13 protein-coding genes are annotated in these 14,561 nt (G+C 36.7%); 6 read left to right on the top strand and 7 right to left on the bottom strand.

Translation table 11 applies throughout. The features are described 5' to 3' along the window. Positions 1-222 precede the first annotated feature (222 nt). Both BMY50_RS24390 and BMY50_RS24385 read right to left on the bottom strand, forming a co-directional pair. Positions 223-414 (bottom strand): hypothetical protein, encoded by a 192-nt coding sequence (locus BMY50_RS24390; protein ID WP_093330713.1) that lies wholly within the window; start codon positions 412-414, stop codon positions 223-225. 173 nt (positions 415-587) lie between these two features. Next, a complete protein-coding gene (locus tag BMY50_RS24385) occupies positions 588-2,510 on the bottom strand; it encodes a hypothetical protein (protein WP_093330708.1) in 1,923 nt (640 codons plus the stop codon). 340 nt (positions 2,511-2,850) lie between these two features. On the opposite strand from BMY50_RS24385, the gene BMY50_RS24380 reads away from it, so the two are divergent. Beyond that, positions 2,851-4,752 (top strand): AAA domain-containing protein, encoded by a 1,902-nt coding sequence (locus tag BMY50_RS24380; protein ID WP_093330703.1) that lies wholly within the window; start codon positions 2,851-2,853, stop codon positions 4,750-4,752. A 20-nt stretch (positions 4,753-4,772) separates the two neighbouring features. Here BMY50_RS24380 and BMY50_RS24375 read toward each other — a convergent pair whose 3' ends face one another. Then, positions 4,773-5,390, bottom strand: a complete 618-nt coding sequence (locus BMY50_RS24375; RefSeq protein ID WP_093330695.1) for a DNA-3-methyladenine glycosylase — start codon at positions 5,388-5,390, stop codon at positions 4,773-4,775. Positions 5,391-5,530: 140 nt separating this feature from the next. On the opposite strand from BMY50_RS24375, the gene BMY50_RS24370 reads away from it, so the two are divergent. Next, positions 5,531-6,490, top strand: a complete 960-nt coding sequence (locus BMY50_RS24370) for an endo-beta-N-acetylglucosaminidase H (protein WP_093330691.1) — start codon at positions 5,531-5,533, stop codon at positions 6,488-6,490. 60 nt (positions 6,491-6,550) lie between these two features. Beyond that, positions 6,551-7,006 carry a pyridoxamine 5'-phosphate oxidase family protein gene (locus BMY50_RS24365; RefSeq protein WP_093330686.1) on the top strand — a complete coding sequence of 152 codons (456 nt, stop codon included), beginning with the start codon at positions 6,551-6,553 and terminating at the stop codon, positions 7,004-7,006. Positions 7,007-7,038: 32 nt separating this feature from the next. Here the strand turns inward: BMY50_RS24365 and BMY50_RS24360 are convergent, their stop codons facing one another. The 4 genes from BMY50_RS24360 to BMY50_RS24345 all read right to left on the bottom strand — a co-directional run bounded on the left by BMY50_RS24360 (position 7,039) and on the right by BMY50_RS24345 (position 10,025). Further along, on the bottom strand, positions 7,039-7,752 hold the full coding sequence (locus BMY50_RS24360; protein ID WP_202907933.1) for a 2OG-Fe(II) oxygenase: 714 nt from the start codon (positions 7,750-7,752) through the stop codon (positions 7,039-7,041). Continuing rightward, a complete protein-coding gene (locus BMY50_RS24355; RefSeq protein ID WP_093330682.1) occupies positions 7,749-8,591 on the bottom strand; it encodes a methylated-DNA--[protein]-cysteine S-methyltransferase in 843 nt (280 codons plus the stop codon). The genes BMY50_RS24360 and BMY50_RS24355 overlap by 4 nt, the downstream gene beginning before the upstream one ends. Before the next feature lie 38 nt (positions 8,592-8,629). Next, complete coding sequence (locus tag BMY50_RS24350) at positions 8,630-9,325, bottom strand: methylated-DNA--[protein]-cysteine S-methyltransferase (RefSeq protein WP_093330679.1); 696 nt, start codon at positions 9,323-9,325, stop codon at positions 8,630-8,632. A gap of 115 nt (positions 9,326-9,440) precedes the next feature. Beyond that, complete coding sequence (locus tag BMY50_RS24345) at positions 9,441-10,025, bottom strand: alpha-ketoglutarate-dependent dioxygenase AlkB family protein (RefSeq protein ID WP_093330675.1); 585 nt, start codon at positions 10,023-10,025, stop codon at positions 9,441-9,443. Positions 10,026-10,513: 488 nt separating this feature from the next. On the opposite strand from BMY50_RS24345, the gene gndA reads away from it, so the two are divergent. The 3 genes from gndA to pgl are packed head-to-tail and all read left to right on the top strand — an operon-like array spanning position 10,514 to position 14,220. Continuing rightward, the gene (gene gndA, locus BMY50_RS24340) at positions 10,514-11,926 is read left to right on the top strand and encodes an NADP-dependent phosphogluconate dehydrogenase (protein WP_093330671.1); all 1,413 of its coding nucleotides are present in this window, start codon (positions 10,514-10,516) and stop codon (positions 11,924-11,926) included. Between the two features lie 40 nt (positions 11,927-11,966). Then, positions 11,967-13,481 (top strand): glucose-6-phosphate dehydrogenase, encoded by a 1,515-nt coding sequence (gene zwf, locus BMY50_RS24335; protein WP_093330667.1) that lies wholly within the window; start codon positions 11,967-11,969, stop codon positions 13,479-13,481. A 10-nt stretch (positions 13,482-13,491) separates the two neighbouring features. Next, on the top strand, positions 13,492-14,220 hold the full coding sequence (pgl, locus tag BMY50_RS24330; RefSeq protein ID WP_093330763.1) for a 6-phosphogluconolactonase: 729 nt from the start codon (positions 13,492-13,494) through the stop codon (positions 14,218-14,220). Positions 14,221-14,561: the final 341 nt, after the last annotated feature.

Here is a 14,561-nt window from a genome sequence, read left to right as displayed (position 1 = left end):
ACATGAATCATTTCCTTAAAGAACTTTCCGGCAATCCGCTCACGCTTCCTGCCTGTTGTGGTATCCCGTCACATCACTGCACGAAACCCTCTTTTCTTTCATCCCCATCGGCATCGCGCCTCCGGTTTCCCCCTGCGGGGCTGCAAAGGTAGAAATATTTTCCGCCTTTCCAAAATATTTTTTTAATATTTTTTCAACCCCCTCTGTTACCCCTCACCTGCTTCAAACAACTTCCCGCATCCCTTCGTTTGCGGAGTGCAAAGATACGCACCTTTTCCCCTTTTCCAAATACTGACGCCCCCTTTTTTTTACCTGCTGCGCAAAGGCCTGGAAAACAGCCCTTTTTTTTTCACGGAAGCCCCCGATGCCGCCCCGGTCCCTCTCCGCCCGCACACCCGAGACCGGACTGAACATGGATGGAAACTTTTATTCCGGAAGTTTTATAGAAGATTGCTGCTATATAGGGCAATGTCATCTTATAAGAAACAATTTTAAGCACCTCTTCCCAAGCTGCTTCTCATCAAGTTCTATGATTTCCTATTTCAATGTGAAGACATTAAATCAAACAATAGAAAGTATTATATACTCTACCCTAATCGTCTAATAAAATCATCAAAATCTGTTTTCTTGTCGAACGCAAATTTTTGCTTGATACGGTACTTACTCATACGGATGCTTTTGGGTTCCACCTTTAGTAATGCCGCTATCTCTTTAGTACCTATTTTCATAAAAATATAAGCACATATCTTTAAATCCAGTTGACTAAGTTTTTGAACAGACAAACCCTGAAGTTTATCAAAGAAAGAAGGATGAATATTGTTTAATTCTTTTTTTACACGTTCGAAATCCTCGTCAACCCGCTGTCCATCAACAATCATTCTCTTTAATTTGCTAACTGTTTCTGTATTCATTTTTTCTGTTGACAACTTTTCCTTTAGTTTACCAAGCACTTCATTTTTATGCTCAACCTGCAATGTTCCAGTCATTAACTTTCTTTCCAGCTGTTGCATCTGATCCTGAATAATCTGCTGCTCTAGACGTAGCCTTTCAGCTTCTTCTTTTTTTAATCTAGCCTGTAGTATTGCTTCTTGCTTCTCTAATGCTATACGAATGGCTTCTTCTTGCTTCAGTTTAATTTGTAGTTCAGCCTCTTCTTGTTTGACTTTTAATAGATTTTGTTGTTGCAAAGCGTAATCTATACGATACTTATATGATTTATACATAAATAGCAATCCAAAAACAGATGCTATCACGACACCAAAGGATAGATAATTTAATTTTTTAGCCTGACTTTCTTTTTCTTTATAAAACAAAATCTCTTGGTCTTTCTGCTTTACCTCATACAGCGCTTCCAGCTTCCGCATATCTGCCACTGTCTTTTCATCATATAGCATCCTATAAGCATCAAATGATTTTTCACGATAAAGCAAGGATGTTTTAAAATTCTCATTTTTTTGGTAAAGATTACTTAATGCTGTATAAACCTTATACATTGAATAATAATCCTTTTTTGACTCATTTTCAACTAAAGATTTGCTTCTAAGTAACATCTCTTCAGCAACATCCATTTTTCCTTCCTGAACGGCATAATCACTAAGGATACCATAACAATTCGCCTGCACATCTATCGCCTTGTTTTGTTTTGCAGCATTTAATGCAATATGAATATAATGAAGTACAGAATCGCGCCTATCAGAAAAATAGCTGGCATAAGTATTAGCAATATTCAATGCAACAAGTGCTTGTTGATTTTGAAGAAGGATATAAGGTTTCTTCTCCTTAAAAATAGCCAACGATTTTTTATTTGCATATAGAGATGAATCTAATAACTTTTTCTCTTTTTTCTGACTGTAATGATCTTCATAACTTGTGGCTAATGCCTGATAAGCTAAGATTAAGTTGTCCGGGGTATTTGATTTCTTTGCTGCTAACAGACATAACCGTGCATATTTTTCTTCATAATCTAACTGACCTGCACTAGCATATTTACCATATAATCCATAATAAACTTTCGCTAGCACTTCTGTGTTTAGGGCGCCCTCCAATTCCTTGACAGCCTTTAGATACAACTCAACAGATTTTGCCCGGTCGTTGAGTAGGTTTTCGACCCATGCTTTTCTAAAATATGCAATCCCTTTTAGGTTCGATTTATTAGCTTTTTCGGCAAGTCGAACAATTTTTTCTGCTGCCGTTACTAATTTTTGCAGACTATCAGCTTTACCATATACCGGAATTGCATAATAATAAATATGAATTAGGGTGGAAATATCGTGCTGATTCGCTAGACTAAAAGCACTATCTAATAAATTCAAGCTTAGATCTAAATTCGAAAAACGTAGTGCTTCTGCTTTTTGCGCCAAAAATATTCCTTTTTTATTTTGGTCTTGTTCTCTTTTTATTTGCGTATTGAGAGACTCAATTAACAACTCCTGTGCATCTAACTGCTCTAAAAAACCAATTAAGAGAACTGCTTGAAACAAACACAATATTTGAAATTTATTTTTTACCATTTCGACTAATAGATAGCTTTAAAGAACTAATGTCCATTCTAGACTACTTTATCTCCTGATTCACTTAACCCCTTAATAATAATACCATCAATAATAAGGTCAAAACGTACTTGAGATACTAAGTAAATAGTTTTCAAAACATAAATGATCGGATTTTTATGTAGCAAAATCTCGCAAAGGTAAGATAAATGAATGAAGTGAATATTGTATAGAATGAAAAATGCAGCACTACATAGGTATGGATATGGCGGTCATGAATTAAGATATAGTTTTGGTCGTCCTTATGGTTGAACACAAATTATCTTAACGAGTCGTGAAGCTATACTGCTATATTTGCGCCATGAATTATTTCCAGCAGCTGCTCCAATTATTAGATATAGAACGCAAAGAGGATCGACAAAGTTATTTAAAATACGCTGCATCCACATCAATAACCCAACGAAGAACGAATGGATTAGCCTGGTATCCTATTGCTATTAAAGATGTTGAAGTAGGACAGGGAGATTATCTTACGGTAGAAATTGAGCGTACAACACATCATGATTTAGTTCATCAATTTCGCTTTGGAGCATCTGTGGCATTGTTTTCTAATATCGACGCGTCTAATGACCGCGTACTTGGAAATCTATCTCACATAAATGGCAATCGCTTAAAAATAATGTTACGTATCGATGACCTACCTGATTGGACTAGAAATGGAAAATTAGGTGTCGACTTATTATTTGATGAATATAGCTACGATGAGATGCAAAAGACACTTCAACAAGCCTCAAAACTAATTGACAACAATAAACATAAAAAGCTCATTGAAGTACTCATAGGCGAAAGATCTCCGGAATTTAAAAGCAATATATCCTTTTATTCTAGTGCACAACTCAATGATGCACAACAAGCGGCTGTTCAAACAATTGCATCTGCACAAGAATTAGCCATTATCCATGGGCCTCCAGGCACTGGTAAAACAACAACCTTAGTGCAAGCTATTAAAACGTTATTGGCGGAACACCCCAAACAACTATTAGTAGTTGCTCCTAGCAATGCAGCAGTCGATCTCTTAACGGAAAAATTATCACGGAATGGGTTAGAGGTTATTCGCGTAGGGAGTCCATCACGGATCTCCGAAAGCCTTATGAATTTAACATTGGATCAAAAGATGATACAACATCCGCAGATGAAAGAGATTCGCAAGATGAAAAAACAGGCAAATCAATTTCGGGATATGGCGCATAAATATAAACGCACTTTCGGTAAAGCAGAACGTGAACAACGCAAGGCGCTTATGTTAGAGGCTTACCAGTTGATGAAGGAAGCAGATAGAACTGAGAAAACCATCGCAAACGATCTGTTAGGTAAAACGCAAGTAATTACAGCTACATTGGTCGGCGCGAATCATTACTCCATTCGCGATCGATTTTTTGAAACTGTAATTATCGATGAGGCCGGACAAGCTTTGGAGCCGGCTTGTTGGATTCCCATTCTAAAAGCAAATAAACTGATTCTAGCTGGAGATCATCATCAACTCTCTCCGACCATAAAGTCCAATGAGGCAGCCGCGAAAGGCTTGAGTAAAACCTTATTGGAAAAATGTATAGCATTGCACCCACAAACGGTTACTACCTTAGTTGAACAATATCGGATGCATACCTCAATAATGACCTTTCCATCCGCTATGTTTTATCAGAATTCTTTGCTTGCACATTCTTCAGTGGCCAACGATGTATTATTCGAAGATGACGAAGCGATTCAATTCATTGATACCGTAGGCTGTGCCTTTGAGGAAAAAAATATTGACACCAGTATTAGCAACCCTGAAGAAGCAGCTTTTCTCATACAATACTTAATCCAACTATGTTCCAAATTAGAAATATATTATACAATAGATTTTTTTCCCAGTATTGCTATTATCTCTCCTTACGCAGAACAAATATTAACCTTAAAGGAATTATATCAACAGTCTTTATTAATAAAATACAAGAATAAAATTTCCATCAATACGATTGATAGTTTTCAAGGACAAGAAAGGGACATTGTATGTATTAGCATGACGAGAAGTAATACGGAACACAAGGTTGGTTTTTTATCAGATATAAGACGTATGAACGTAGCGATAACGAGAGCTAAGAAAAAATTAATTGTGGTGGGGGATAGCACAACTTTGTCAACCCTTCCCTTCTATCGAAACCTTATAGACCATATTGAAAAGGCTGATGGCTACCATAGCGCATGGGAATTTATGGAATAGGATTATCTAGCGGTTCAAAACTATTTTTTTGGAATACGACTTACGAATTTATTTCCCTCAAAATAAAATCTCCATGGAAGTAAAGCGTCTTCTTCAGCATAATCTACTCCAATTCTTCTCGCGGTCACTACTTTTTGATCACGAGTATCAAAACCTGCATCTTCGATCCATATCTCATCGCCTCCTAAATCCTTATCATTTAATCGCTTAGTAATTCCTAATGCTTGCGATAAAGCTCCTGGTCCGGAACAAACATTTGGTTTAAAAGAGATCATATCTCTTCGCCTCAACATAACATCTAAGCCAGTCACCGGCTCAATCGCTCTAATTAACACCGCTTGTGGACACTTTACAGGTCCTGTAACAACGTTAATTAAATAATGAATACCGTAGCATAAATATACGTAAGATACTCCACCCTCTTTATACATGATCTTGGTTCTTTCTGTAAACCTGCCATTATAAGCATGCGATGCTTTATCTGTTATTCCATTATATGCTTCCGTTTCGACAATTACACCACCAGTTATTTCGCCATTAATATGTGTGAATAACTGTTTGCCAAGAAGTTTGATGGCAATTTCTGTTACATTGGTGTCCTGATAAAAATCTTGCGGTAGTTTATTTCTAACCAACATGTGTATCTAATCTCATTCCGTATAAAGCCTAAGCCAATTATGTTTCTTCATTATTTATCTGGAATATATTTCCATTAAAAAACATGCGTTCTAAAACAATTTAATCAAAAATTTTATTTTAAAGATAAAAAATTAGGATTATGAACCAACAATTATTTAAGACAAAATATTATCTATTATTTCCAATATTTCTAGTTGCTATCGCTTGTCAAAAGGAAAGCACACTTTACTCCACAGAAAATCAACCCCTTGCTTTAGCCGATAAAACAGGTCCAAAGAGTGTCGTTTATGTTGAAGTAAATAATCATAATTTACTCAACGCCGGATCTTATACCTTATCAGAAAGTGGCAAGCAATTATTTGATATTGCCATCATATTTGCTTCCAACATAAATTACGATGCCATACAAGGAAAAGCAGTTCTTTATCATAATGAAAATGTAACTAAAGTACTCAGGAATAAAGACAGCCTCGTTAAACCACTACAAAACAAGGGGATAAAGGTACTATTATCCATACTTGGCAATCATCAAGGAGTTGGAATAGCAAATTTTACTAGCAGAGCTACTGCCCACGACTTTGCCCAACAGTTGGCAGATGCCGTTAATGAATATGGATTAGATGGGATTGATTTCGATGATGAATACGCCAAATACGGAGAAAACGGACAACCGTTAGCAAATGATAGTTCTTTTGTAATGCTTGTGGAGGAATTACGTTTATTAATGCCAAGTAAAATAATATCACTTTATGATATTGGGCCCGCCGCATCTCAAACACAATGGCAAGACAAAAGAGTGGGAGATTATATCAACTATAGTTGGCAGGCCTATTACGGCAATTATGGTGCACCAAATATTGCAGGTTTAACAGATAAAAATAATTTAGGACCCGCCGCTGTTTGGATTAATCAACAACCTTCAAGCGGTACGTCCGCGGCTAGCTTAGCTCAACGAACGATGGACGACGGTTACGGCATCTTTCTTTACTATGATTTGCCACAATTAAACTCTTCTAGCTATCTGTCGTATATTTCAACGATATTATATGGAGAGCAAACGGAAATGACAGGCATGCCTTATCCTTGGCCAATACAATAGTTTAAGTGCCGTTACATGAATAAACAAGAAATTTGTTATATTTAACTTTGATTAGACGGAATGCTCACTCAACAAATTAAAGAATCAATAGATAAAAGTGTTTTGTGCTGGCTAGCCACTGCAAATATTGACGGTGCACCAAATGTTTCTCCAAAAGAAATATTTACTTATCATGATAATCACTCTATTATTATCGCAAACATAGCATCTCCCCAAAGTATTGATAACATAAAGCATAATCCACAAGTATGTATTAGTTTTATTGATATTTTAATTCAACGTGGATGGCAATTAAAAGGAACAGCAGAATTAATCGAACGTAACGAACCGACATTCGAAATATTTGAGTCTCCACTATTAAAAATGACAGCAGGTAAATTTCCGTTTTCCACGATCATCAAAATGAAAGTACAAGAAACAAAACCGATCTGGGCACCAAGTTATATTTTTTATCCTGAAACAACACAACAAGAACAAATAGAGAACGCCTTAAAAAGCTATAGCCTTAAAAAATAGCGTAATTCATTTTTGCGAAATTATGCAATAAATTAACTCACGGCATCATGGAAAATGACACCTAAGCTATGGCGATTCCCACTATGCAATGAACTTACTCCATGTTTCATATTCACTCTATAATAGCCCTTTGTACCTTGTACCGGCCGGAAGTTTGTCGTAAAAATCAACAAATCTCCCCTGTTGGGTTTCAATACGTTCGCTTTTGTTTGTGCTCTTGGTATTTGTTCAGTAATGACAAACTCTCCTCCCGTGTAATCTTCCTCTATCTGATCAAGCATAAAAACCATTTGCATAGGAAAATAGACATCACCGTACAAGTCTTGATGTAATGTATTAAACCCGTCCACACCGTATTTGAGAATCAAAACCGTTGGTTTCGTCTGTCCATTTTCATGACATAATGCTTTCATTTCTTTATGTGTAAGCGGAAAATGTTTAGCTAGTTTTAGTTCAGCCATCCATCTATTTGCAACAGGTGCAATGTAAGAATAAACACTTTCGCGTAGCTCAGTAATAATATCGGGCAAAGGGTATCGAAAATACTTATATTCACCACGACCAAAACGATAGCGCTCCATATTAATCGTTTTGCGATACATGTTATCTATCGTAAATGCTGCGATAAGCTTATCACATTCTTCCTTATTTAACACATCTTTGACCACTACAAACCCTTTATCGTGAAGTTCATTAGTAATAGCGGTCCAATTTCTATCTGTTAAACGTTCTATATTTGTTTTCATACATATTTTGAAGCTTCCCAACCAATAATTGCATTTTTGCGAACAGCGCCCCAATGGTACTGTCCTATTTCCCCTGTAGCCTTAATCACTCGATGACAAGGAATTAAGAAAGCTACCGGATTACTTCCAACGGCTGTACCTACCGCCCGTGAAGCACCGATGTATCCAGCATTTGTTGCCAAATCAGAATAAGTTGTTAATCCCCCCACAGGAACTTTCAATAATGTTTCCCAAACCTTAATTTGAAAATCTGTTCCTTTAAGATGTAGTTTGATTTCATCTAACTTATTCCAATCTTGATTGAATACGAAGAGTGCATTTTGTTGATGTCGATCAACTAGTTGATTATATTTAGCACTTGGAAAAGTAGCTTTCAAAAGATACAGAGCTTGTTCATCTCCTTCATCAGCAAAGCCCATGTAACATATACCTTTTTCAGTTGATGCAACAATCAACGGACCAAAGGGGCTATCGGCAAAAGAATAGTTAATTTGAAGCATAACCCCTCCATTTTTATATTCGCCGGGTGTCATCCCTTCTACCTTTACAAACAAATCATACAATCGGCCTGTACCTGATAATCCTGTTGCAAAGGCCGTATCAAATAAGGTGGCGCCGGTGTTCTTCAAAATTCCTTTAGCATGCTCTACACTTAAATACTGCAAGAACTGCTTAGGTGTTACGCCTGCCCATTGTTGAAACATTCGCTGAAAATGAAAAGGACTCAAATTAACATGTTCGGCAACCTGATCTAAATGCGGTTGATTTTTAAAGTTTTCTTTAACAAAACTTATTGCTGCTGCAATTCTTTTATAATCTATTTCCTGTTGCGTTTCCATAACAAATTTCTACAAAATTACCTTTGTATTTGATATTCTTAAACCCGTTTCTTGCTATACTCATTAGTATGTTTAAGCGCATTTGCCTCCATCGCTAGCAATCTCTTTTTTTGTTCATTCCCCCAAAAATATCCATAAAATCGCCCATTTGACCTAACAACACGATGGCAAGGTATTAAATAACATATCGGATTATCACCAACAGCTCCACCCACAGCTCTCGCAATTTTTGTGTTTCCGCCCAATTGAGCATAAGTTGTAAGTCCTCCATAAGGTATCTTTAAGAGTTTTCTCCAAATTGAAATTTGAAATTCAGTACCTTGCAAATGCAGATGCAAAGGAAGATTTTCCTCTTGAGGCCTGTTAAATCGAGCCAGTGCTTCTTGCTGAAAAACAGCTGCTTTTTTAATAAATATTGCTTTAGAAAAACGACTTTGAAGGTCTTGCAAACTTGCATTCGGGTTGCCGTTTGTAAAACCAGCATAACAAATTCCTTTGTTAGTGGAGGCTAGCATTATCTCTCCCAATAGCGTATCTGCTACTTGGTAATTGATAGTAGTATGAGCTGCTAATGGAGATTCCATTTTCTCTATTACAATATTCTCGTTTACTTTTTTAAAAATAGTATTAAAGATTTTCTCCTTAATCGTCTTCACATCAAAGCAATCATTCAAATCAACATTGTCCGTTAACGGAAAAACCGTAAAAATAGCTTCGTCATTTATAGTTTCCATGATTTTAATTCAATTGTTTATGAAACAAATTTAGGTAGCCAACCAAAGGTATTCAACCCGTTTTTTGCTGAACTCTATTTTGTTGTACTAAAACCAGTAGCTCGGTGAATCAGCATTAGAAAATAGTACGAAACGTAATATTAATACGGCTGGAAGCTACAGTTGCCTCTTTTTGTATGCTATGTAGCCACCAGTGTTGGGTACTACCCTTCATCAAAAGGAGGCTGCCATGTGTTAGTAAAATTTTCCTTTTAAGTTTTTGGTCCTTAAAGTGTTTAAAATGAAAATATCTATCGGCTCCGAAACTAACAGATCCAATAACGGGATTAGTGCCAAGCGACTTTTCATTATCACGATGCCATCCTACACTATCACTCCCATTTCGATAAAAATTTAATAAAGCACTGTTAAATTTATATCCGGAAAACTTCTCGATTTTTTCTTTAATAAATATTAAATCTTCAGTCCAACTGAAAGGATGCATCGTTATGCCCGTATATGTATAAGCTTTCCCTTCATCCCCATACCAGGCGGTCAACCTAGGTTGCATAATTTTTTTACCCATGATGGTCACCGGTTCTTGCTTCCATCTGATATCTTTTGTTAAGGAAAACATAAGTTTATCACTATCTTTTTTTGAAAAAAAATCAGTGTAAAGAAGCACCTCACCGTCTAAAGGCAATATATTTTCTATCTTCATTTCTTTAATACAATAAATCAATATTTGTGTTCACTTTCCAATCTTTATTTATTTTTAAACTTCCTTTACGTGAGTGGGATACTACATATAGAACTTGGGATCTTTGCACCTTATAAAATATAACAGATGATGGCACCTGTCTTTCGTTTTGTGCAAAGAAAACAGATTACTCTATTATATAAAACCCGGATCGTGCTAATTTTTCGATCAATTTAATCTGTCTTTTTAAGTAGAAACTTGTATTTTAAATAGACCAATACTATAGAAGTACCACATGCATATGGACAACATTGGCCTGATGTCTTCAGCATTAAAACTTCACAAAAGATTATTTATTGATAACCTCTTTACTTTTAATTGAAAAATAGTAATTTAAAAAAATAAATAATTGCATTAGAACAACAGTTCGAAAGCTTGAAAGCGCTAGATTCGCATTATCTAAATACAAGAACTTCAACAAAAAAATAGACACAATTAAATACGCGTATATGGAATCATTTGATTTTGGTATTGTTGGCCTCGGAGTAATGGGCAGAAATTTGCTTTTAAACATGGCCGATCATCAATTTGCAGTTGCAGGATTAGATCTGGATATTGAAAAAGCTTCCTCTTTAGAAAAGGAGGCCAGTAACACTCACCAGGTCAAAGGTACTACCTCCCCCGAAGAATTCGTCAAATTACTTAAACGCCCTAGGGCCATTATGCTATTAGTGCCCGCGGGGAAACCAGTAGATGCCGCTATTGGAACACTTATACCATATTTGGAAGAGGGAGACATTGTTATTGATGGGGGCAACACATTTTTTCCTGATACCGACAGACGTGTTGAAGAACTTTCGAAAAAGAATATTCATTTTTTCGGCATGGGTATTTCTGGAGGTGAAAAAGGAGCACGTTTTGGTCCCAGTATGATGCCTGGAGGTGATCAAAAGGCTTATGAAAGACTACGCCCCGTATTTGAAGCAATAGCCGCAAAAGTAAATGGCGAGCCGTGTGTAGCATATCTAGGTAATGGCTCTGCTGGTAATTATGTAAAAATGGTACATAATGGCATCGAGTACGGAATTATGCAGCTTATTGCAGAAACATATGACCTATTAAAACGTGGTTATAATTTTGATGATGACTCATTACAAAAGACCTTTGAAGAGTGGAACCATACGGAGCTCCAATCCTTCTTGATAGAAATAACTGGAGAAGTATTAAAAAAACGTGATGACGAAACAGGGCAAAGGCTGGTAAATCTTATCTCAGATCGCGCCCGCGCTAAAGGTACCGGTAAATGGACTTCACAAAATGCAATGGATTTACAAGTTCCTATTCCATCTATAGACGTTGCCGTTAATATGCGTGATATATCTATTTATAAAGAAGAACGTCTAAAGGCTTCTACTCTATTGCCTTGGAATAATCCTGATAACCACGATCATGCAGGCGATGACGCCGTTAAAGAGAAAATAAAAAATGCTTTTTATTTTGCCATGATTACAATTTATGCGCAAGGAATGGCGCAGTTACACGTAGCTTCAAAAGTATATAATTACGGGCTTGACTTAGAAGAAGTGGCCAAAATTTGGAGAGGAGGTTGTATCATTAGAGCACTATGTTTGGAAGATTTTAGACAAGCATACAAAAGAGACAACAACTTACCCAACTTATTGTTAGACAATGATATAGCAAGATCACTAATTGACAAGCAAGGAGATATCCGTACCATAATAAAAGACGCGATTGATAAGGGCGTTCCAGCTCCTGCATTTATGGCATCTCTCTCCTATTTTGACGCTTATAGAAGTGCCATTCTTCCAACAAATATCATTCAAGCTCAACGAGACTATTTTGGAGCGCACCTATATGAGCGAACTGACAAAGAAGGTACATTTCATACCCAATGGGATTAACATCTATTATTAGCTACACATTATTAAATTACTTTTCAACATGAAAACAGGTAAAAATGCAACGCCTACCATTATTATTATTTTTGGAGGAACGGGCGATTTGGCTAAAAGAAAATTGATTCCCGCATTTTATAATTTATTTCTTGATGGTTGGATGCCGGAAAAATTTGCCATCATCGGATTAGGAAGAACGGATCTTAACAATAATGACTATAGCCAAAGGTTACATGAAGGATTGATAGAGTTTTCAAGAAAAGGAGCGCCAACTGAAGAACAATGGGCTGCCTTCAATACTAGTATTTCTTACTTTAAATCAGACATAAACAATGCGGCCGATTATAAGAAGCTTGCTGCTAAACTGGATAGTTTAGACAAAGAATGGGGCGTTCGGGCGAATCGCTTATTCTATCTATCTGTAGCTCCTCAATTTATCGAAGCTGCAACTACTAATATAAACACTAGTGGACTTGCATCAGTACCGGCATCTGACCGTATTGTCATTGAGAAACCTTTTGGATATAATAAAGAAACGGCTATTGAGCTAAATAATCTCCTCACACGCACCTTTCATGAAGAACAAATTTATCGTATAGACCATTATCTTGGTAAAGAGACTGTGCAAAATATCTTGGCTTTTAGATTTGCAAATGCATTATTTGAACCATTATGGAACCGCAACTATATCGATTACGTTCAAATAACAGTAGCTGAACAAGTAGGTGTAGAAGACCGTGGTAGTTATTATGAAGGATCTGGAGCACTTAGAGATATGATACAGAATCATCTTTTACAGATTTTATGTATGGTAGCAATGGAGGCCCCCGTTTCTTTCCAAGCAGAAGAAATAAGAAATCGGAAAGTTGATGTATTACGAGCAGTACGTCGTATAAAACAAGAAGACGTACATCGATATGCAGTTAGAGGCCAATATGATGAGGGCTGGATGAAAGGAAAAAAAGTTGCTGGATACAGACAAGAACCTGAAGTTTCACCACACTCAAATACAGAGACCTATGTAGCTATTAAATTTTATCTCGATAACTGGAGATGGCAAGGTGTGCCTTTTTATTTACGTACCGGTAAAAGGATGCAAGAGAAAACATCCTCTATAACCATTCAATTCAGACCTGTACCGCATTCTACATTTCCTGAGAGTCAATCTGATAGCTTGATGCCTAATCGCCTCACGATTAATATTCAACCTCAAATGGATATTAGACTCCGTTTTATGGCCAAAAAAACTGGTTTAGAAATGAATTTAAATCCTGCCGAAATGATTTTTGACTATGATACCTGCTCTACGCAAACGCCTGAAGCCTATGAAACGCTCTTGTTAGATGCGATGCGTGGAGATGCTACATTATTTATGCGATCCGATCAAGTTGAAGAAGCGTGGGATGTGATTATGCCTATTCTAGATGTATGGGAAGCCAGAGATTCTTTAGATTTTCCTAACTATGCTTCTGGTACTTGGGGTCCGGAAAATGCAGAGGCCTTAATTGCAAGAGACGGACATGTTTGGGCAGTAAATCTTCATGGCAAAGACCATCAATAAACTTGATATCATGATAAAAATTTTCAAGGATCCAGAAGAATTAAGTATTGCTGGGGCTGAATTATTTGTACAAATAGCTAATGAAGCGATTAAGGAACGAGGTGTTTTCACCGTTGCCTTAACGGGCGGCAGCTCCCCTGCCAACTTGTATAAATTACTTGCCCATAAGCCCTATAGTGAGCAAATTAATTGGCATAAGGTACATATTTTTTGGGGAGATGAGCGATGGGTTCCTTTAAGCGATGATAAAAGTAATGCAAAAATGGCTTATGAAACACTTTTAAACTATGTCCCAATACCGAAAGAACAAATATACCCCATGTGGACAAAGGATTTACAACCCAAAGAATTTGCCCAAGAATATGAGCAAACGCTTCAACAAACATTGGGTTCAATACCAAGTTTTGATTTAATATTATTGGGGATGGGGGAAGATGGGCATACAGCATCCTTATTTCCGGGTACCGACGTATTGCAAGAAAAATCTAAGTGGGTAGATGCTTATTATCTCGATACGCAAGAGATGTATCGTATTACCTTAACTGCCCCGGTAATTAATCAGGCTAGAAATATTGTCATAATGGCCTATGGTACTAATAAAGCAAACGCACTTCACGAGGTATTAGAAGGTGATCAAGATATTACTAAATATCCTGCTCAGCTTATTAATCCACAGAACGGAATGGCTTTCTGGTTTGTGGATACCGCTGCTGCTAGTCGCTTACATCATTCCAAATAAATTTCACATAAGATCCCCCATGGCTGAAGAGCCATAGGGGATCTTATGTGAAATTGTAGCTTATTAAAGCACAAAATTGCACCTTATCAAGGTAAAAATTGAATTGTACTACACCTCCATTAACCCCTTCGTGCTTATATAACCCAGAAAAAACCGACACATTTATAACAGTTGCATCCACAAATCCCTTGCCTTTCTTTAAGATTCAGTGTACATAAGCATAAAATTATACCGCAAAACGTAAAGAGACATCGCAAACGAAAGCAAAATAATTTTAACCCAACACACAGAGATAACTTTAAATAAATGAGCAATTTAAAAAAATAAAAAGGCATAATTTC

Origin of the sequence: Olivibacter domesticus, from assembly GCF_900109575.1 — a bacterium.
Classification (GTDB): Bacteria; Bacteroidota; Bacteroidia; order Sphingobacteriales; family Sphingobacteriaceae; genus Olivibacter; species Olivibacter domesticus.
The sequence above is the reverse complement of the archived record's forward strand: the minus strand, read 5'-3'. Positions and strand labels throughout refer to the sequence as shown.

Coding starts and splice junctions, on each gene's coding strand:
- BMY50_RS24390 (WP_093330713.1), bottom strand. CDS start 414: ATGTTCAGTCCGGTCTCGGGTGTGCGGGCGGAGAGGGACCGGGGCGGC.
- BMY50_RS24385 (WP_093330708.1), bottom strand. CDS start 2,510: ATGGTAAAAAATAAATTTCAAATATTGTGTTTGTTTCAAGCAGTTCTC.
- BMY50_RS24380 (WP_093330703.1), top strand. CDS start 2,851: ATGAATTATTTCCAGCAGCTGCTCCAATTATTAGATATAGAACGCAAA.
- BMY50_RS24375 (WP_093330695.1), bottom strand. CDS start 5,390: ATGTTGGTTAGAAATAAACTACCGCAAGATTTTTATCAGGACACCAAT.
- BMY50_RS24370 (WP_093330691.1), top strand. CDS start 5,531: ATGAACCAACAATTATTTAAGACAAAATATTATCTATTATTTCCAATA.
- BMY50_RS24365 (WP_093330686.1), top strand. CDS start 6,551: ATGCTCACTCAACAAATTAAAGAATCAATAGATAAAAGTGTTTTGTGC.
- BMY50_RS24360 (WP_202907933.1), bottom strand. CDS start 7,752: ATGAAAACAAATATAGAACGTTTAACAGATAGAAATTGGACCGCTATT.
- BMY50_RS24355 (WP_093330682.1), bottom strand. CDS start 8,591: ATGGAAACGCAACAGGAAATAGATTATAAAAGAATTGCAGCAGCAATA.
- BMY50_RS24350 (WP_093330679.1), bottom strand. CDS start 9,325: ATGGAAACTATAAATGACGAAGCTATTTTTACGGTTTTTCCGTTAACG.
- BMY50_RS24345 (WP_093330675.1), bottom strand. CDS start 10,025: ATGAAGATAGAAAATATATTGCCTTTAGACGGTGAGGTGCTTCTTTAC.
- gndA (WP_093330671.1), top strand. CDS start 10,514: ATGGAATCATTTGATTTTGGTATTGTTGGCCTCGGAGTAATGGGCAGA.
- zwf (WP_093330667.1), top strand. CDS start 11,967: ATGAAAACAGGTAAAAATGCAACGCCTACCATTATTATTATTTTTGGA.
- pgl (WP_093330763.1), top strand. CDS start 13,492: ATGATAAAAATTTTCAAGGATCCAGAAGAATTAAGTATTGCTGGGGCT.